The organism is Rosistilla ulvae (assembly GCF_007741475.1).
Taxonomy (GTDB): Bacteria; Planctomycetota; Planctomycetia; order Pirellulales; family Pirellulaceae; genus Rosistilla; species Rosistilla ulvae.
The window spans coordinates 1,377,648-1,397,553 of the sequence record NZ_CP036261.1 but is presented as its reverse complement, the minus strand read 5'-3'; the positions used below and the strand labels follow the sequence as shown (position 1 = coordinate 1,397,553).

Here is a 19,906-nt window from a genome sequence, read left to right as displayed (position 1 = left end):
CCACAAGTCGCCGCAAAAATAGCTCGTTTTGGCACGGTATTTGCGCTTGTAGTATTTCATTTTGCACAATGAAATCTCAAGGTGAAAGCATGCAACCGACCAGTATCGCATACGAATTTCAAGATATTCAACTTGGAGACAAACGTCTCAACGATCGAGCCGAAGCGTTGCTCGCCTCGCTGGCGGCCAACCCTTCGGCCAGTATCAACGAAGCTTGCAGTGGCTGGGACGAAACCAAAGCCGCCTACCGTCTATTCGATAACCCCAACGTCGATCCCGAAGCCATTCTCGGGGCTCACGCTGAAAAGACACTCCAACGAATCAAAGCCCAAGACACCGTTTGCATCGCACAAGATACCACCGAACTGGACTACACCGCGCATCCGCCCGGAGGCGTCCGCAATCTCGATCGCTTAGGCCGCCGTGGACTTTACGATCATTCCCACATCGCCTTCACGCCGGAGAAACTTTGTCTCGGGGTGGTCGGTGTTAAGTTCTACGATCGCGACAAAGAAGCGCTCGGCACCAGCAAGAAGCGAGAAGGCCAACCCCTACACACCGGCGAAGGGCAACGATGGCTCGATGGTTACCGCAAGGCCTGCGAGATCGCCGGAAAATGTCCTGAAACTCAGATCGTTTCGCTGGCCGATCGCGAAGGAGACATCTACGACATTTTCGTCGAAGCCGATCAGCATGAAACACCGGCTCAGTTCGTCATTCGCTCGCAGCGAAAACGCTCGTTGCCGGAGAAAGACCCCGATGGCGGGCCTGCGGCTTATAAGAAAATGCGTGCCGAAATCGCATCCGCCCAGCCGGTCGCTTACCGCGAAGTCCAGCTTCCCCAAACGCCCGAGCGAACCAAAGGATCAGGAAACAAACAACACCCCGGCCGTGAAGCACGCACTGCGAAGTTAGAAATTCGAGCGAAGCGGATGACTCTTCGTGCGCCACACAACAAGCAGTCTTCGATGCCGCCGGTCGAGATCAGTGTCGTTTGGGTGAGCGAGATCGATGGCCCAGGCGACGGAACCGAAGTCGACTGGCTGTTACTGAGTTCTCTGCCGGTCGACACGATTTCCCAGACGCTGCGGATTGTGGATTTGTATGTGGCTCGTTGGCCAATCGAAGTATTCTTTCGAGTTTTCAAAACTGGCTGCCGGGTCGAAGAGATTCAACTCGAAGCGAGAGACCGACTGATCCGCGCGTTGATGTTTTACAAAGTGATCGCATGGCGGATCATGTTTGTGACCTTCTTAGGCCGCGAGTGTCCAGAGCTTCCCTGTGATGTCGTCTTCAGCGAAGCGGAATGGAAGTCGGTCTGGAAAGTGGTGAAAAAGACGGCTCCCCCAAAGCAAGCTCCTGAGCTGTCACAATTCATCCCGGTCCTTGCGACCCTTGGCGGCTACAATCACCGCGAAGGCGACGGTCCGCCGGGAGCCGAAGTGATCTGGCGAGGCACGCGGCGAATGCTCGACTTCGCCCTCTGCTGGCAAGCCTTCGGACCAGACCAATGACTTGTGGGTAATCGACAGGGGGCGAGAAGCCCCCTGGCTGCAATTCACAGAACGCGAAGCGCATCGGATGGGGGAGCGGCAGGGCTATTCAGACGAGGCAGCGGCCTTCAGAAACACTTAGCGTCGCGGCAGGAATGCATTTCCCAAGCGGCTAGAAATGATCGCCGGCAGGACGACGAGATCCCCCACCAACGCGGCTGCCAACATGCTTGACATCAGCCAAGCGAATCGAGAGATCGGAGTAAACGGACTGAGCGCATAGACCAGCAATCCCAGCCCACAGATCAAAGAGGTTTGCAGCATCGCCCGACAGCAGTGCCGATAGGCGTAGACCAACGCATCGTGTTTGGACAGTCCGGCAGAGGCGCCACGTCGGAACCAAGTTACGAAATGCAGCGTATCGTCGACGGCGATCCCCATCGCAGCGGTGATCGTCATCATCGATCCAATCTCGACTTTGACGTCAAACCAGCCCAGCAGCCCAAACAAGACGACTGCTGGAAAGATGTTCGAGACCATCGCCAACAAGCCGGCAACAACGCTTCGCAAGGTGACCATCATCGCGACCGCAATGAGGGCAAAAGCAGTGATAAAGCTGCGGGCCATATCCTCCAACAACTGCTCCTGCGACTTTTGGATCAAAGGCATGCTGCCACAGACAACGCTACGGACTCCTTGGTCGCCAGCCCGCTGTTCGATCACCTCGGCGATCGATACCTTCAGTTCTCGGCCGATCCGTTCCAAGTCGATATCTTCGGCGGTCGGCACCCTTGCGCTGATCCGCCACAACTCCTCCTGAGGGTTGTCTTGGAAGTATTGCATTTCGCGATACATCTCGCGCAGCGATTCAAACCGTCGCTCCAACACAATCCGCTGAGCGATCTGGCCGATACCTCGCGTCCCCGAACGAAAGGTGTCGGGATAACCTGGTGAGAAGTTGACCGCCGATACGGTCCCGCCGATGCCGTCGACTTGCATCGCTGCATGCTGCACTTTGCGAACCAGGTTCATGCGGTCCAACATCGGCGTCCGGCTGGTGCTCCCATCGATGGCAGACTTGGGGATTCGAAGCACGATTTCGACAGGCGTCAGTGGGCCGATCTGAGTTTCAAACCATTCATAATCCTGCAGGATCTTGGCGCCGGGCGAAAACAGATCGTGGACTCGCGCTGTCGATTGCAGCCGCGTGATGCCAGCGATTCCGGCCGCCATCGTCACCGCGGTGATCAGCAGGATCGCAGGCGACCAGCGGGCAATTCGATCGACCACGCTTTGATAGGCAAAACCTTGCTTCGGGCCAGTCCCTGCGTTCAGCTTCGCCCCCCAACGCCGCGGCGGCCACAGTTCCAACTGGCACGGAAACAAAAGAAACAGGATCCCCGTTCCCAGCACGACACCGACAGCGGCAAACAGTCCAAACTTCTGGATCGGCAGCAGGAAGCTTGTGACCAGTGAAATCAGCCCCAAGCTAGTCGTCAGCGACGACAGCCAACAGGGTGCAAAAGCATGCCGAATCGCTTTAATCGGTGCTCCTTGCAGCCCTTCGCTGGCGACGACATCGCGATAGTTGTTAACCAGGTGAACGCCGGTGGAAATGCTGAGCACAAAGACCAACGAGGGGACCATCAGCATTACGCTGTCCATCGTCGATCCGGCAAACGAGATCAACGCCAGGCTAAGCATCTGGCAATAAACGGCGTTCACGAACACAAACGCACTGATCGCAAAACTGCGAAAGCTGAGATACAGGACGACGCAACCGATCCCGTAGCAGACGATCGTATACCACTCCATATTCTTCTGGCTCGCCTCATCGATCGCGACGCCATCGTAGGTCGATCCGGCGATATGAATCCGATCGCTCGGCAAACCGACAACCCGGCTGGTCGTCTCGCGAACATGAGCCAACATCGCATCGCGCAATCGCCACCCCTCGGGCGTCAGCATCAGCACAACCGAACTGATCACCGGATCTCCCGCCGCTTTGGGCGCACCGACGATCCAACCGTTGAGTCGCGCAATCGCTTGGGATTTTTTGAGCGATAGCGGAGGGGCGGTCAATTGTTTGACCAGATCGTTGCCCGAGGTGACAAACCGAAACAACTGCACCTGCTTCTGCCCCGCGATATCGACAGGCTGCTGCAGAAGCTCCGTCAGCTCTGCCTGCCGCGGATCGTCCAGATGACAACCGTCCCAGCTGAGTATCAGGACATCGTCGCTAACGAACTGCTGCGAAAACCAAGCCAGATCCTTGGTCTCTTGAAACCGTTCGGGCAACCAGTCCTCGGGACGGTTCGAATTGGTCGCCAACGCGTCGATCGCGCCGCGAACAATCGGTACCACCCCGAACAAGGCCAGCAACAGAATTACGATTCGATAACGGTAAATAATGCGAGCCCCCACTGCACCTCAACCGGAAACGGAAACCCAACCACAAGGATGGCCACTGGATCATAGGCGATAATGCATGGGAGAGTAAGCACATCAACGGTTGTGGCAGGTCTTCGGCCTGGATTACTTCGCACGCCCCAAAAACGGTTCGACCAAGTGCTGCAGGCCGATCGCCGCCAGTTCGGCGTTCACATCTTCGGTCGACGGAGATTCGAGCGTGTCGGTGACCTCATCGGCAATCGATTGAGCGAATCGCAGCCGCGCGGCTGCCAGCGTACTGCGAAACTGCGGCGGCGTGACCGTAGCATTTAATTGGTTACCAATCCGAACCGCCAGCATCGACTCGGTGTCGTCGGGATGATCCGTTGAGACGCGAAGTGCGCTGTATTCAAAATTGCCCGGATTTGCGTGTTCGAACCGTTCCATCGCACGCCACACGCGAGCCAGCAGACATTCCCGCCAGTTATCCAGCCAGGTCGGATCATCGACCTGCATCTGATCGATCGGCGGGACCACCTCCGTCGGCTCGCGGCGATATTGCGCCGCCGCCGCCGCTCGGGCCGAACGCAACAGATAGTCGCGCAGACGCCCCTTCTCCGACTCGCCAAACCCCTTCGAGGCAAGATGTCCCAACAGCAGGACCAACGATTTGTCGGCCGCTTCGCCATCGCCCCACAGATCGATCAGGTAGTTGCGCATCGCCGTGATGTAACGCATCGTGTAGCCACCGGCGCTGTCGGCTTGCGACCAACGGGTCGATTGCCGCGCCAATTGGATCGTACGATCGGGTGGATGCGTGGGAGTCATGATGCGTTATTGAACCTTCAAATGAAGGCGGGGAACGTTTTCGACTTGAGCCGATTCTTTGGAAAAGAATAACGTATTCTGTGCCTGCTTGCTGTGGCTGACCACGACAAACGTCACCTCAGGATCGGGATACGCAGCCAAAAATGCATCCAGTTCGTCACCGAAAAAACGGACGTTGTCGTTTGCTTGGTTCGCCAACCGTCCCTCGGTGTTGTCGATCGTGGTGCTGCACAGATATTTCGCTTTGGCAAGGTTCTTGGCAGTCGGCGAGTTCTTCCAGACCAGCGCACCTTCACCCTGTTCCTTCCATGAGCTGGCCTGTCGAGCGTCGATACCATACAGGCGAAGTTCCAGTTTTGCCGCCGCGCCCCCTTTGACCGCTAGACTGATAACCGCGTCTTGCAGTTTGGCCAACGGATGTTCCCAGCGACTGACGTCGAATTTTAAATAGATGTACTGCAGCGAGCCGTCTGGTTTCGTGGGCAACTGCACCGACAACGTATCCTGCTCGCCCCGTGGCTTGTCGTCGCCTCGCACGACCGTCGTGTCAGCCCCGGTTCCCGATCGTGTCGTGATCTGCTGAAATCCCGACAGCGGCCCGCTCGAATAATCGGCGGCAACGGAAATCTGTGCGTCAACTTGCGAAGCGACTTTGTCATCGGGGGTCATCAATCTCAAAAACACGTCGTAGCGGCCCGGCGGCAGATCTTCGCTTTCGAACCGCGCCAACATCTCCAACGATTTACCCGGTGAAGGAATCCGAACGCCGGCGACCCGCAGCGGGAACATCGTTGCCGGCCGCTCGTTGCCGCTAGATAGCGGTTTCAGAAAGACCCGAACCTTCGCGGCGATCGCGGCTTTTCCTGCCAGGATTGCGGGATCGGTCTGGCGATTCGATGCGGTGTTGACCAACCGAAATCGAATCAGTCCCGGCTGCCCCGCCAGGATTCGATCGGCCTCCAATATCACCGCCTCCATCCGCAGTGGCGCTATCATCTCGGGCGTCACGACAACCGGCTTGGGGCGAACGGGTTCAGATGGCGGCCGCGCCAGACGGTTTTCAGGCTGCGGCGGGTTTGACCTTGGCCGCAGCGCAAAGATACCCGCCACGATGGCGAACAACGCCACAACGATAAGCGCCGCGATGACAACCGTGGGCGATCCGCGTTTCTTGCTCGCCCGCGGTGTCCGCGTCGGCGGGTCGTCTTGAATCACGATCTCCAACGGCAGGCTGGCAGCTTCCTTGTCGGGGGGTGGCGTTGCAGGGGGCACCGGTTCGTCGGCCAAGAATTTCAATTCGTCCAACAGCGCGTCGGCGCTCGCCGGACGATCTTTAGGTTCTTTGGAGAGCAAACGGTCGATCAGATCCGAGAGTTCCTGAGGCACATGTTCGGCGAATTCGGTCAGCGAACGCGGAGAATGGGAGGTGATCGCAATCAACATCATCGCCACATTGGTATAGCGAAACGGCAACTCGCCGCTGCACATCTCATACAGTACGATCCCCAAACTGTAGAGATCCGAGCGATCATCGACGGGTTCATCGGCGGCTTGTTCGGGCGACAGATAGCCGGGCGTGCCGACGACCGCACCGCGCCGCGTCAACGAATCGACAGGACCGCTCATCGCCGCCAAACCGAAATCCAAGATCTTCGGCCGCCCCTTTTCGGCTTCGATCCAGATGTTGGCCGGTTTGATGTCGCGATGCACGATTCCTTGCTTGTGCGCCGCCCCCAGCCCTCGAGCGATCTGGCGTCCGAGTGCGATGATCTGCTTGATGTTGAACTTGTAGCCTTTCCGCAGAATCTGTTCGAGCGACTGGCCTTTCAGCAACTCCATTGCCAAAAAAGGAGTGTTACCCTGTTCATCGACTTCAAAGATCGTCGCCACATTATCGTGATGCACCGCCGCTTGGGCGCGGGCTTCGCGGACGAAACGTTCGCGAGAATTCTTTGACGCCGCGATCCGTTGGCTCATCACCTTTAAAGCGACTTTACGCTGCAACCGTTGGTCCTCGGCCAGAAAGACCTTTCCCATCCCCCCTTCGCCGATCAGCTCCAAAACTCGATACGCCCCCAGCCGTCCAATCTCATCGGGCAGTTCGGGCGGTGACAAATAGGGGTAATCTTCGGAACGCGTGCTCATCCGCATTTTGGATTGATCGAGATCGGGACGCTTGCCGCTGCGTTGGGCATCAAAACCCCAGACTAAGTCCCGACCGAGCGCTATTCAACGGTAGAAATGTGAACCAAGCCAAGTTACGCGCAGTAATCGACCCGCTGGCCCAAACGCCCTTCCCACAGCTGGCTTTTTGCCTTGAGTTCCAGCGATTCAGATCGGCACCCGCTGCGTATCCTAATCGCGATCGCAGTCCATCGATCGCAACGTCCTAAGGCATGCGTAGATTAGCGGTGTGTTTGAGCCGGTCAACACGTTGGCGGCCGCATCGATCCAGCCACTAGATAACGTGTTTGTGCATGACGTTAGCGTTTTTGATGGGGAATCCATTCTCATCGGTACGGAAGGCCCAAACGTTGTTGTGGGAAAGGCTGTTCTCATACCTTTGTCAGCGACCAGGGATCGTTTTTGTTGCCTCGCGTCAATCCAAACACTGCTGCACCGCGGATCATCAAGCCCTTGGGACTGCAATTACCGTGGCGGCTGACCACGCGTAAGTTACCAACGTTGCGATCGCCGACGCCTGGGCAAGCGGCATCTCCGGCGATGGCGTCAGTGGTTTTACTACGTCCTAAACGATACGATCGAACGAGCAGGTGTTGTCTTCGACAACGTGAATGAGACCGGTTCGATCAAGAGCCACGTTGCCCATGCCAACAGCGGATTTGAAGGAGATCACCCCCGCGAATGATCGACTCTCAGATCGCATCCAATCGTCGTTCGTTAGCGAACGTGTCGGCAAGGGTGCCTCGAAGATTTCCAGGTGGCCTTGTCTCTTTTTTGCATGGCCCCAAGCGGCTCGTTTGCATTGCCTCTCCCCCCCTGATTTGGTATCACTGGAACTGTTGATACTGCACCGAATTCCATACAGCTACATTCACAATCAAACGTTCATGAATTGGTTGCCCGAAACCACTCGAGCTTGGAGCGACCTGATGCGTGAGACGCATGCTGGCGATGCCGCCGCGTCGGATGAGTTGCTGGGAATCATCGGCCAGTATTCAAACAAAACGGTGGCTCATCACCCGATGCCACCCAACCTTCGGGCCCAACTGAGCGATTCCGATCTGGTGTAAAACACTCTGCTTGAGACCGCTCAAAATCTCAGCGAATTTCACGATGCCGACCGGCGCGAGGTCGAACTCGAGTCGGGACTTTTCCATCGCGAGGATTCGTCAAGTAGCATCGTGAAGTCAGTCCAACGCGATGAACAATTGGAACTCGCGATCGTTCCCCTTCCCGATCGCGCTCGCAATGTGATCGAACCTCGCAACATAAAAGGGAGGCGTTGGGAAGCGGTTGGCGACCGATTAGATGTTTCCGCCGATGCGGCCCGAAAATTGTGGTCCCGCGCCGTGAAACGCCACCAAGAGACATTGGCCGTTCAGGAGAGTAGCTTTGGCTAATCCCGCCACCGATGGCGACGCCCCAGTCGACGCGGCAAGCGATCGACATCTCGACGAACACACAAGTCCTGAAGATCCTCAGCGCGATCCCTATCTCACCGAACCGGTGTCGAATGAATTCGATGAAAACGACGAACGATTTAGAGCCGTCGCACAACGACGCTGGCCGCAGAACAACAAGACCGACCACCAATTTGAGACGATCAACCGTACTGAATTAAAAGTCGCGAGCTACGCATCGGGAACACAGGTCGGTCGATTTGTCCTTGAGCATAAAGTTGGTCAAGGAGGATTTGGGATCGTCTTCAAAGCGATCGACCCGCAACTGGAGCGCGATGTCGCCATCAAGCTCCCCCGTGTCGATTGCGATTCGGGGCAAACCGATCGCATCCATCGCGAGGCGAGAATCGTTGCGACGCTGGAACATCCCAACATCGTCCGCGTCTACGAAGCTGGGACCGACGGCGAAACCTCTTTTATCGTCTCCCAGTTCTGCGACGGCCCGGATCTGAGAATGTGGCTGCTGTCCAACGACAACCATCCGTCACCGGAACAGTCGGCCGAACTGATTGCCGAGCTTGCCGATGCGATCGCGTACGCCCATCGCAATGGCGTCCTGCACCGCGACATCAAACCGGGCAACGTGCTGTTGTTTCCAAACAACAGTTCGACGCCCGCGTCCTCGAAACCCACTCGATGTCGCTTGCCGTTCATACCCAAAATCACCGATTTCGGTCTCGCGTCGATGCAGTCCGACGATTGGTCCCGAACCCGCACTAGCGTGGTGATCGGGACCCCGATGTACATGGCTCCCGAATGCATGGGGGCTGGCACGCAGCGCCCCGGTGCAGGATGCGACATCTACAGTCTGGGAGCGATCCTTTACGAATTGCTCACCAAACGACCACCGCTGGAAGGCGAGTTCTTCGGTCAGCTGCTGCATCGGATTGGCAACGACGTCCCCGTGCCGCCTCACGTCGTTTTCCCTGATGTCCCCAACGACCTCTCGTTGATCTGCAGCAAATGCCTCAGCAAAGAGGTCGACGATCGTTATCGATCCGCCGTCGAATTGCACGACGACCTCCGCCGTTTCCTGGACGGTCAGCCGATCCAAGCGAGAATGCCCACCTGGCGAGATCGTTTTGCGAGGTGGACCTCGCGTCCCCAACGACTACGATTCGCGGGGCACTACACGATCTGGATGCATTTGGCGGTCGTCGCCTGGTTGGTCGTGCAATTTACCACCGCCGTCGCGCTTGGGTTGAAGCTGCCGAACACGGCCGCGCACGTCCGAGATATCGCGATGGTTTCCTGTCTGTTGCATTTGCCCAACGCGTGGCTCGGTTGGCGCGTGTTCCGTGGCTCGCGGTGGGCATTTATACCGGCGATGCTTACCAGCGTCGCATCGTTAGCGATCCTCTGCTATTCCGCGTTCAATTCCAGCGTCGCGTTCGATTACAACTATCCCACCACGCTCTCGAAAGTTGCGGTCTTCTCGATCCTGATCATTGCCAGCCTGATCGATTCGCTCAATTACGCGTTTGCGATCCCAGCTCATTTTCGCACGGCCCAGCCCGACAACGATTTCCGACGATCCTTGCTCTAGGCTCTGGCCTCCCCCTCGATCGCGTCCTGCGCCAGATTCGCACCGGTAGAACTCAGGGCAAGTGGATATTTCCAGTCGAATCGCTGTGGAAAGAATCCGACGGCGTGATAAAACACATCGATTGAGATTGGCAATCGACTGAGGGCCCGGTTTTGACAGAGACACGAAATGAATCGCTGGACAACTCCCCTGAAAGGCCAGACGCCCTGACACCGCACACGGTAACAACCCTTTCAGACAGGAGCGTCGAAGAGGTTTTTCTACGGCCAGGGATGAAGGTCGATCGGTTTGTGCTAGAACGCGAAGTGGGCCGCGGTGGATTTGGAATCGTCTACCAAGCGTTGGATCCCAATCTAAATCGTTTCGTGGCGCTGAAGATACCGCGTTGCGATTCGCGCGACGCGCACGTCAGCCGCTTGCAACGCGAGGCGCAAATAATCGCCACGCTCGACCATCCTGGCATCTGCCGGGTCTATGAAGCGCAGTTTGATAGCCGCATCCCCTACATCGTTTCCCAATTGTGCGACGGTCCCGATCTGCGCGAGTGGTTGCTGGACAACCCCAATCGATTGAGCTTTGAAGCGATCGCCGAACTGATTGGTCTGTTGGCCGATGCCCTGCAATACGCTCACAGCCAAGGAGTGCTGCATCGCGACATCAAACCGGGCAACGTGCTGTTATTCCCACCAAAAGCTGACAACACCACCCCCTCGACGCTCTCCTTCCAGCCTCGGCTGACCGATTTTGGCCTGGCCTCGATGTCCTCTGCCGATTGGTCCAACACACGTACCAGTGTGGTCCTGGGAACGTTGATGTACATGGCACCCGAGTGCCTCGACGGCGCCGAGTCCGCGCCAGCCGCCGGGGCAGACATCTACAGTCTCGGCGCGATGATGTACGAACTGCTGACCGGCCAACCGCTCATGGAAGGCGCCCAGCTAGGCGAATTTCTGCAGCGAATCTCCAACGAAACGCCCGAGCTGCCACATCGCATCCGCCCCGATACGCCGATCGATCTGTCGTTGATCTGCAGCAAATGCCTTCGCAAAGAGGTCGACGAACGCTACCGATCCGCTGCGGAACTGAGCGATGACTTGCAGCGGTATCTCGATGGCCGTCCCGTCGTAGCGCGGATGCCCACCCGGTACGAACGATTTACCAAATGGTGCTCGCAGCCCCAGCGACTCCGCATCGCCGGGCTCTCATCGCTGTGGTGTCATCTATTAGTCGTCGGATGGATGTTCTCCCAACTGGCCGTCATCATCCCCCTGGGGCTCACTTCTCAAGCCGACATCGTCCAGTCGGTACAAGATTTTGTCTGGAGTGCGGGCTTGGTTCATCTGCCCAAAGCATGGCTCGGCTATCGCCTAATCTGTGGTTCGCGTTGGGCCTTCTGGATATCTGCGGTGACCAGTCTAGGATGTCTGTCCATCTTTCTCGTTTCCGCTTTCGACACCAGCGCCGCCTTTGAACACAGCTTTCCCACGCCGCTGACCAAGGTCTCGGTCTTCTCGATATTGATCATCGCCTGTCTTGTCGAATCGATCAATTATCTGCTAGCGATTCCAGCTTACCTTCGCACCCGAGCCAAGAAACCTCGCCAACAGCCGGTGTCGTGATGAACGCGGGGGATTCGAACATCAATTCCTCGCAATCCGACCGAACAATCGGTATTCTCGTCCGCATTGGCAAACAGCCAACCGCTGCCGTTTCGGTTTGATCATCCGGCAGTTATTATCGATACATGGAAGTATCATCAGAACTCGCAGATGCGATCGTACGTTATGTTCACAGTCCCGAATATCGACCCTGCAAGCCGAAGCAGATCATGCAGGCGTTGGAGTTGCCCGAGGATCAGTATCGCGAAGTCCGCCGCACGGTGAAGTGGCTCGTCCTGCAAGGACAACTCGATTACGCGTCGAACCATCTCGTGATTCCGCCCGGTGAGTCGCATGCGACCAAGCGGCGGCAGAGCTCTCCGCTGGTCCGCGGTATCTTTCGGCTCGCTCAAGCCGGCTTTGGCTTCATCCGCCAAGAAGGAACCGGCGAACAAGCCGCTCCGCTGGAGGACGTCTTTGTTCCCGAACCGTATGTCGCCGACGCCTTCGATGGCGACTTTGTCGAAGCTCGACTGGTCACCAACCGCTCGCGATCGCGCGGCGGGATGGAAGGCCACATCGAACGGGTGATCAAACGCGCCACGCGGCAGTTTTCCGGAACGTTCCGCAAAAGCGGGCAGGATAATCTCGTCCTCTTGGACGGTACGCATCTGAAGCATCCGATCTCGGTCGGCGACACCCGCGGGCTGCCGCTGAAGAACGAGGACAAAGTGGTTGTCGAAGTCGTTCAGTTCCCCGAGCGCGATGGCAGCGGCGGCCAGGGCGTGATCATGGAGGTGTTGGGAAGCAGCAAAAATCCTGCCGTCGATACGATGGCGGTGATGCGGCAATACGGTTTGCCCGAAGAGTTCTCCGAAGAAGTGATGGCTGCCGCGCGAGAACAAGCCGACAAGTTCGACGAATCGATTCCGGCCGACCGCCGCGATCTCACCGATCTGTTGACGCTGACGATCGATCCGTATGATGCCCGGGATTTCGACGACGCGATCTCGCTGCAGGAGATCGAAAACGACCACTGGCGGTTGTCGGTACATATCGCCGACGTTTCGCACTTCATCCCCGAAGGATCGATCCTCGACCAAGACGCCAAGCAACGGGCGACAAGCGTCTATCTGCCCGACCGCGTCGTGCCGATGATCCCCGAGATCATCAGCAACCATCTGGCCAGTCTGCAGCCCGAGCGGGTTCGGTACGCGAAGACCGTCGAGATCGAATTCACCGGCGGCGGTGCGGTTGTTGCCACGCAGGTCTACAACAGCGCGATCCGCAGCGATTGCCGGTTGACCTACGAACAGGTCGATCAGTTTTTGGAAACCCCCGATGTGATGCGGCAGAAGCTGGGGGATGCGATCTGCGATCAATTGCAGCGAATGCACACGTTGGCGATGAAGTTGCGAGCTCGCCGGATGGAACAGGGATCGCTCGAAATGGACCTTCCCGAGATCAAGATCGATCTCGATTCCAACGGCAAGGTCCGCGGTGCGCATCTGGTCGTTAACACCGAAAGCCACCAGGTGATCGAAGAATTTATGCTCGCCGCGAACCAAGGCGTTGCGACTTGGTTCGACGACATGAAATTCGATTTCCTGCGTCGCATCCACCCCGCTCCCGAGCGCCGCAAGCTGCGACAACTGGCTCAATTCCTAAAGGATATCGGTATCCCCGGAGATGATTTAGAGAACCGCCACGCGGTCCGCCGAGTTTTGAAATCGGTCAAGAACACGCCGTTGGATTACGCGGTCAACTATGCGGTTCTGAAGGCGACCAACAAAGCGATTTACGGTCCGCATCGCGAGGGGCACTACGCCCTGGCGATGGATCACTATTGCCACTTCACCAGCCCGATCCGCCGCTATCCCGACCTCACGATCCATCGGATGGTGCAGAAGTTGACCGAGGGGAACAAGAATCCCAGCGATCCGATGCCGGTGTTGATCCGATTGGGGCATCACTGCAGCGATCAAGAGAAAAACGCCGAAGCAGCCGAACGCGAATTGATCCGCATCAAGTTACTGCATCATATGAATAAGAACGTCGGGCAAACGTTTGAGGCGGTGGTGACGCGAGTGCATCCCGACGGACTGTACGCCCGCGGGATCAAGATGCCCGCCGAAGGTTACATCTCGATCGATAAACTGCCATCGGATAACTATCGCTTCGAACGAAAAGGGCACCGCCTGGAAGGCTTCCGCGAAGGGAACCAGTTCCGGCTGGGCGATCGAATCGTGGTCAAGATCGATAAAGTCGACATGCAGGCCCGCGAGCTGTTTTATGGACTGGTCGGCAGAGAGGCCGGCAAGGCCCCCAAACATCAGTTGAAAAACAGAGCGAAACCCAAGACTGCCGCGGGAAAGCGATACGACAAAGCTCGCGTGAAAAAGAAACTGAAACAGAATCAAAAACGAAAGCGTTAACCACATCGACCGGGGTTAATCTGCGATTCCTTGGGAGATGTCATTCGGCCGCGCGATAGCGCCGCGGCGTCCATGGGACGGTCAGCCCGCGCGGCAAGGCCGAGTTGCCTAAACGCAAAAACTGATTCGCCCTGCAGCATCGACGTAATTGCATCGGGACCGCGGAGGATGCATGATAGGTTTCCCGCCTTTCCTGCTTTCCTCCGTTTTCTCGATTAAAGAGTGCTGTGATGGAACCCCGCCGCGTTGCTGCCTGTTTGTTTGCACTGAGTCTTATGGTTGTGAGTCACCAGGTCGTAGGCCAATCGGCCACGCCCGAATTGACGACGCTCGATTCCCACTTTCCGATGCAGGTCCCTGCCAGCAAGCAGGCGATCGAAGCGCAGAACGAACACGTTCGCACGATGCTGCGATTGGCGAACGGATTGATTCCGATGCCCGAGTTGGCCGATCCGCAGCCGACGATTTATGGCCGCCGCGAAATGGACGGCTACAGCATCGAAAAGATCTACTTCGAGAGCCTGCCCGGTTTTTATGTGACCGGCAATCTGTACCGCCCCGAGGGCGCGACCGATGCGGCGCCGATCGTCTTGAGCGCCCACGGCCACTGGACCGACGGTCGATTCTACGACGCCGGTGACAAAGCGGCGCGAGCGGCGATCGCGATGGGAGCCGAGCGTTTTGAATCGGCAGCTCATAACGTCATCCAAGCTCGCTGCGTGCAGTTCGCGCGGATGGGATGTGTCGTTTTGAACTGGGATATGGTCGGGCATGCCGACAGCCAACAGATCTCGATCGACCGAATTCACGGTTTCCGCACTCAGGCCGCCGAGATCGAAAACACCGCAGACGGTTGGTTGTTGTTCAGCCCGCAGGCCGAAAGCCATCTGCAATCGCCGATGGGGCTGCAGACGATCAATACGCTACAAGCGGTCCGCGTCGCTCAGATGCTGCCGGGCGTCGATGCGTCGCGAATCGCGATGACGGGAGCCAGTGGCGGCGGAACGCAAACCTTCGTCGCCGCTGCGATCCAACCGGCGATCACCGCCGCCTTTCCCGCGGTGATGGTCAGCACGGGAATGCAGGGAGGCTGCACTTGCGAAAACGCTTGCTATCTGCGGATCGATGGCGGAAACATCCACATCGCCTCGTGCATCGCACCGCGATGGCTGGGGATGACCGCTGCGGACGATTGGACCCGCACGATGCCAACCGACGGATTTCCCGAACTGCAACGCGTCTACGAATTGTTTGGCGCCAAGAACCGCGTCAGCCTCGCCCCGGCGATCCACTTCCGACACAACTACAACCACGTCAGCCGCGTCGCCTGTTACGCGATGCTGAACAAAGCGTTTGGACTGGGACTGCAAGAACCGATCCTCGAATCCGATTTCCAGCGGCTGACAGCGGAAGAGCTGACAGTTTGGGATGCCGAACATCCAGCCCCGCCAGCTGGCTTGGACTTCGAACGCAAGCTGCTGAAGGCTTGGCACGAATCGACGCAGCGGAAGCTTCAGCTGACGCTAGCGGTTGCTGAGGACAAGGGAGCGGAATTCCGCGATGTCGCTGGGCCCGCGGTCGAAGCGATGGTTGGATACCGCCCCGACGAAGCCGCTGCAAAAGCTGAATTCGATTTAGCGTCGAAGCAAGAAATCAATGGCAGCCTAGTGATGACGGGCGACCTGACGTCAGCCGGCGATGCGGACAAGTTGCCCGTCTACTTCAACTATCCCGATCAATGGAACGGTAACGTCACGCTGGTCGCCGACGTCGGCGGAATCGCGGCAGTCGAGAAACGTTTGGCCGATCCGGAGTCGGAATATGCGAAACTGCTGGCGTCGGGAACCTGTATCGCCACCTGCGATCTGCCGGCTGCCGAAGGAGATGACGAGGGGACGAAACAGAAGCTGGTCCGCCAGGATCGGCTGGCCGCCTGTTTTACCTATGGATACAACCGCGCTCTGTTGCTGCGACGCGCCAAGTCGCTGCTAACGTTGGCTCAGTTCATGCGCAACCACGACCGGACTCCAAAGCAGATCCAAATGGATGGTCTTGGGGAAGCGGGCCCGATCGTCGCGGTAGCTGGTGCTGTCGCGGGGCCGTTGGTCGACGGTTGCCGCATCAACCGCGGAGACTTCCGTTTCCAGGATGTCGCCAACATCGCCGATGCCAACTTTGTTCCCGGCGGAGCACGTTATCTGGACCTGCCTGGAATCTTGGCTTTGCATGCACCCCGGCCGTTGGAAGTGCACGGTGGGGCAAAGGGCACGTTCGACGCAACGGAAGCTCAGTACAAGAAGATGGGGGCACTAGGCAGCTTGAAGTTTGCCGTACCTAAGTCGGCCGATGGCCAATGATGCGCAAGTGTCTTGCAACTTGAAGCGACTTTTGAACAGGGGAATGATTGTGGATTGATCGATTGCCCTTGTTCCGATTTTTCCGTCGCGATAGAGTTGGCAGCGGAGAGTTATCCGTTGCCGCAGATGATTCGATTTTTTGCTAACGCATCGCTGACCGTTCCCCCGATAGTGTAGGTGGACAGTCATCCTGAACGCTAGCAAAGTCGCTTATTTCTGCTACGGATTGCATTTCCCAACGACACGGAATGCGGCGTATTAGATTGTCCTGATGCGGGTTTTCCACATCACCAATACTGCCGCATGGCCTGTCGCATCACTGCGGCCAGGTTGCATCTTCACCGTACAGGGAGCCTTCTACCGATGCAGATTTTTGGTCCATACCGCGTGAGTACACCTCAGCCGACCAATAATGTTTCGCGCACCAATCAAGTTGTCGAAAATCGAGCCACCAGTGGCTCGAGCCAACCGATCGATCAATTAGACCTTTCCTCGGAAGCTCAAGGGATCAATCGTCTCTCCGGGGCCAACGAGACCGGCGTGGTCGATGGCATTCGGTTTGATAAAGTGGCCGATATCCGGCGGCAGATCGCCGATGGCAGCTATGACACCGACGATAAATTGAGCGCCGCGCTCGATCGGTTGTTGGACGAAGTCGGTTAGCCGACGTAAATTTCGGCCAGCGTAACTCAACAAACGGGTTCCTAGTTCCCAACCGCGTGCCATTGGTATCTGCTTGCAGGCGGCGTATACTTCGCGTGGCTTTAGCAGCGGCGACTGTCTCCGCGATATAAGGGAGACATGGTGTCGCTTCGCGCCCCGTTCGGTTTAAACTGGAAGGGTTGGTCAACATGGTTCGTTGGCTCCCGATTCCCCTTGTCGTGCTTTGAGTTGCGTAGTTGTGTCCGATTCAGCCCCACTTGAAAAAGTTGCCGTCTCGCTGACTCCCCAAGAGAGATTTGAGGAGTTTTTGCAAAGTCGCGGACAACGGAACACCGAGCAGCGACGTTTTTTGGTCGATCGCGTGTTCAGCAATCACGAGCACTTCGATGTCGATTCGTTGATCGAACAACTGCCGCGCAAGGGTCAAGAAAATTACGTTAGCCGCCCAACGGTCTATCGTGCGCTGAAAGAATTTGTCGACGCAGGACTATTGCGTTGCTTCCAATTGGAAGGACGTTCGGTCTACGAACACGATTACGGGTATCCGCAGCACGATCATCTGTACTGCACCCGTTGCCAGAAATTGATCGAGTTCACCAGCGACGAAATGATGAAGATTCGCGATCAGGTCGCTGTCCAACACAGCTTCCGAGTGACCAGCCATCGCTTGATCATTCAAGGCGTCTGCCAAGACTGTTCGCGTCGGCGGAAAAAGCGAAAACAGGACCTAATCTAGGCATCCACACCCCCAATTTAGAAGGTCGCTGGGCAGGCGACGTTGCCACTACTGGCAATTAAATGGGTTGCTTGGGTAATATGAGTGCGTTCAACGGGGAAACGTCTTGCGGTAAGGCTCACGCACTGCCGAAACTAAATGGGGTTCCGTGCTGCTAGTGCGCTTCAGACTCGATCTGAAGGCATCGGCTCAGCAAGTCAATTCTTCACTAAACTGGACGAAGGCTCGTGAATTCAACAATTCGTATTTGTACGGGAGTTCTCACCGGGCTATGCGTTGTGCTATGCAGCTTCGCCCCCCCCGTTGCCACCGCTGCCGAGCCTTTCCCTCCAAATCGCACGCTACTGTCGAACCAGACACAAGCTGTCTTTGAGATCCTGGATGTGCCGCAATTGGAGACCCGCTGGGGGAATTCTTTTGCCGGAGCACTCTCGGAAGCTCCCGAACTGAAGCCGTTTTTCGACTCTCAACGGGAAACACTTCGTCAGCGATTGTCCGAATCGGGGTTGGCTTTCAATCTAACGCTGAACGATATTCACGCGATCGCCTCGGGCGAAGCGACCCTGGGCTGGATGCAATTGCGGAATACCAACGCGGTTTGCATCATGATCGACACTCGCGGCCGCGACGCTGCCACAGCCGAAGTGCTGCAAAGAATCGATGCTGAACTGAAACAGCATCGTGGGGCGACGATGAGCGAACTCCCCTACCAAGGTCACACGATTTCGACCTATGTGCTGAAGAAGAAGCTTGGCCAGATCAAGGTCGAACAATTCAGTTACGTTCGCATCGCCGGGCGGTTGATCGCAGCGGACCAGATCGATGCGGTCAAAGGAATCGTCGATCGCATCGCGGGGACAGGCGAACTGGTCAAGGCGAGCGATTTTGCCGCGGTCGAAGCCAAGATCGGCGAAGGTGACGATCAAGATATCCGTTGGTTTGTCCGCCCTCTGGGTTTCGCCCGCGTCTTGGAAGCGCGCAGCGGCGGCCTCAAAAAACAACAGCTCGATACGATTCAATTGCTGCAGGAACAGGGCTTCGATGCGATCCTTTCCGCTGGTGGACACCTGCGGTTGGATGACGGAAAGTTTGACGTCCGGCACCAAACCTACATCCACGCCCCGCCGACCACGGCGCTTCCCAGCAAGTACAAGCTGGCTGGCCGGATGTTGCAGTTCCCCAATGTCGATGAACAGGAACCGCCCGCCTGGGTGCTCCCGACGGTAGCCAGCTACCTGGATGGAAACTGGAAGCTCGAAGAAGCCTTCTGGGCTGCCGAGACATTGGTCAACCAGGCCGTTGGCGATGAAATCTTCCGTCGCGTCGTCGATGGTATTAAAAAGGACAAAGACGGTCCGCAGATCGATCTGGCCAACGATATTGTTGCCAACTTTCGCGACCGCCTAATCTTGTTGACCGACAACGTCCATCCGGTTTCCAAACATAGCGAGCGGATGCTGATCGGCGTTCGATTGCAGAACGAAGCGGTCGTCAAAGCTGCTGTCGACAAGGCGATGAAAAGCGATCCCAACGCCAAAGAATTCCCCTACGCCCACCACAACTGGATCTGGCAGGTGACGCAGCCCGAGGCGAGTGACGATGAAATCGAACTCGAAGGCTTCGAGGACTTTGAGGAATTCATCGATGAATCCGAAGGCAAACAGACCCCGCCCCTTTTGAATCAATGGGCGATCACGGTCTACGACGGCTACCTGATGTTCTCCAGCCACGCTCAGATGCTGGTCGATTCGATCGAACACCACCGTCAAGCAAAGGATGAATCGCTCTCGGCCGCCACTGACTTCATTCGCATTCGCGCCGCACTGTTGGATCAATATGGCCCCGATCGCGCGATCTGGCGCGTCCTTCGTTCCGAATCGGCCTTCCGTGCCAAATACGAACTGCTGCGGCGCGGCGAGCTGAAGGAATCCGATTCCGTCCTGGCAGCGATCGTGCGACGGCTGTTCGTCCAATCGAACGCTGAAACCGACGAAGAAGAATTGCAAGTCGATGCCTCGGAACTGCCCGACTTCAGCATCCTCACAAAGCACCTCCAACCTTCGGGCGTGACGCTGAAAACCGAACCCGCGGGATGGTTTGTTCGTGGGCTGATGCTCAAGCCGGACGAAACTCCCGCCCCGAGCGTTGCAGCTCAGCGGTAGCCCCTCGCGCTGCGGGGAGCCCCAAATTCCTCAACTCGAATCCTGGAGTGGAC

Annotated in this window: 13 protein-coding genes; 10 read left to right on the top strand and 3 right to left on the bottom strand. The window is 57.2% G+C overall.

All coding sequences use genetic code 11. From position 1 onward, the window contains the following. Positions 1-68: 68 nt before the first annotated feature. Positions 69-1,514 carry an IS4 family transposase gene (locus EC9_RS05130; RefSeq protein WP_145342938.1) on the top strand — a complete coding sequence of 482 codons (1,446 nt, stop codon included), beginning with the start codon at positions 69-71 and terminating at the stop codon, positions 1,512-1,514. A 117-nt stretch (positions 1,515-1,631) separates the two neighbouring features. On the opposite strand, the gene EC9_RS05125 is transcribed toward EC9_RS05130, so the two are convergent. From EC9_RS05125 to EC9_RS05115, 3 genes are all read right to left on the bottom strand, one after another. Further along, entirely contained in the window at positions 1,632-3,857 is a 2,226-nt protein-coding gene (locus tag EC9_RS05125; RefSeq protein ID WP_218934596.1) for an efflux RND transporter permease subunit, read from the bottom strand. A gap of 171 nt (positions 3,858-4,028) precedes the next feature. Then, positions 4,029-4,712 carry a hypothetical protein gene (locus tag EC9_RS05120; RefSeq protein ID WP_145342934.1) on the bottom strand — a complete coding sequence of 228 codons (684 nt, stop codon included), beginning with the start codon at positions 4,710-4,712 and terminating at the stop codon, positions 4,029-4,031. A gap of 6 nt (positions 4,713-4,718) precedes the next feature. Next, entirely contained in the window at positions 4,719-6,857 is a 2,139-nt protein-coding gene (locus EC9_RS05115; protein WP_218934595.1) for a serine/threonine-protein kinase, read from the bottom strand. 926 nt (positions 6,858-7,783) lie between these two features. On the opposite strand from EC9_RS05115, the gene EC9_RS05110 reads away from it, so the two are divergent. From EC9_RS05110 to EC9_RS05070, 9 genes are all read left to right on the top strand, one after another. Then, the gene (locus tag EC9_RS05110; RefSeq protein ID WP_145342930.1) at positions 7,784-7,966 is read left to right on the top strand and encodes a hypothetical protein; all 183 of its coding nucleotides are present in this window, start codon (positions 7,784-7,786) and stop codon (positions 7,964-7,966) included. Positions 7,967-8,077: 111 nt separating this feature from the next. Next, on the top strand, positions 8,078-8,296 hold the full coding sequence (locus EC9_RS05105) for a sigma-70 RNA polymerase sigma factor region 4 domain-containing protein (RefSeq protein ID WP_145342928.1): 219 nt from the start codon (positions 8,078-8,080) through the stop codon (positions 8,294-8,296). Then, positions 8,289-9,902 (top strand): serine/threonine protein kinase, encoded by a 1,614-nt coding sequence (locus tag EC9_RS05100; RefSeq protein ID WP_145342926.1) that lies wholly within the window; start codon positions 8,289-8,291, stop codon positions 9,900-9,902. The genes EC9_RS05105 and EC9_RS05100 overlap by 8 nt, the downstream gene beginning before the upstream one ends. Positions 9,903-10,192: 290 nt before the next feature. After that, entirely contained in the window at positions 10,193-11,521 is a 1,329-nt protein-coding gene (locus EC9_RS05095) for a serine/threonine-protein kinase (RefSeq protein WP_218934594.1), read from the top strand. Positions 11,522-11,646: 125 nt separating this feature from the next. After that, on the top strand, positions 11,647-13,935 hold the full coding sequence (rnr, locus tag EC9_RS05090) for a ribonuclease R (RefSeq protein ID WP_145342922.1): 2,289 nt from the start codon (positions 11,647-11,649) through the stop codon (positions 13,933-13,935). Positions 13,936-14,216: 281 nt separating this feature from the next. Beyond that, positions 14,217-16,292, top strand: a complete 2,076-nt coding sequence (locus tag EC9_RS05085) for an alpha/beta hydrolase family protein (protein ID WP_218934593.1) — start codon at positions 14,217-14,219, stop codon at positions 16,290-16,292. Between the two features lie 363 nt (positions 16,293-16,655). After that, positions 16,656-16,955 carry a flagellar biosynthesis anti-sigma factor FlgM gene (locus EC9_RS05080; RefSeq protein WP_145342918.1) on the top strand — a complete coding sequence of 100 codons (300 nt, stop codon included), beginning with the start codon at positions 16,656-16,658 and terminating at the stop codon, positions 16,953-16,955. A 238-nt stretch (positions 16,956-17,193) separates the two neighbouring features. Next, on the top strand, positions 17,194-17,691 hold the full coding sequence (locus tag EC9_RS05075; protein WP_145342916.1) for a Fur family transcriptional regulator: 498 nt from the start codon (positions 17,194-17,196) through the stop codon (positions 17,689-17,691). A gap of 278 nt (positions 17,692-17,969) precedes the next feature. Further along, complete coding sequence (locus tag EC9_RS05070; RefSeq protein WP_145342914.1) at positions 17,970-19,853, top strand: hypothetical protein; 1,884 nt, start codon at positions 17,970-17,972, stop codon at positions 19,851-19,853. Positions 19,854-19,906 lie beyond the last annotated feature (53 nt).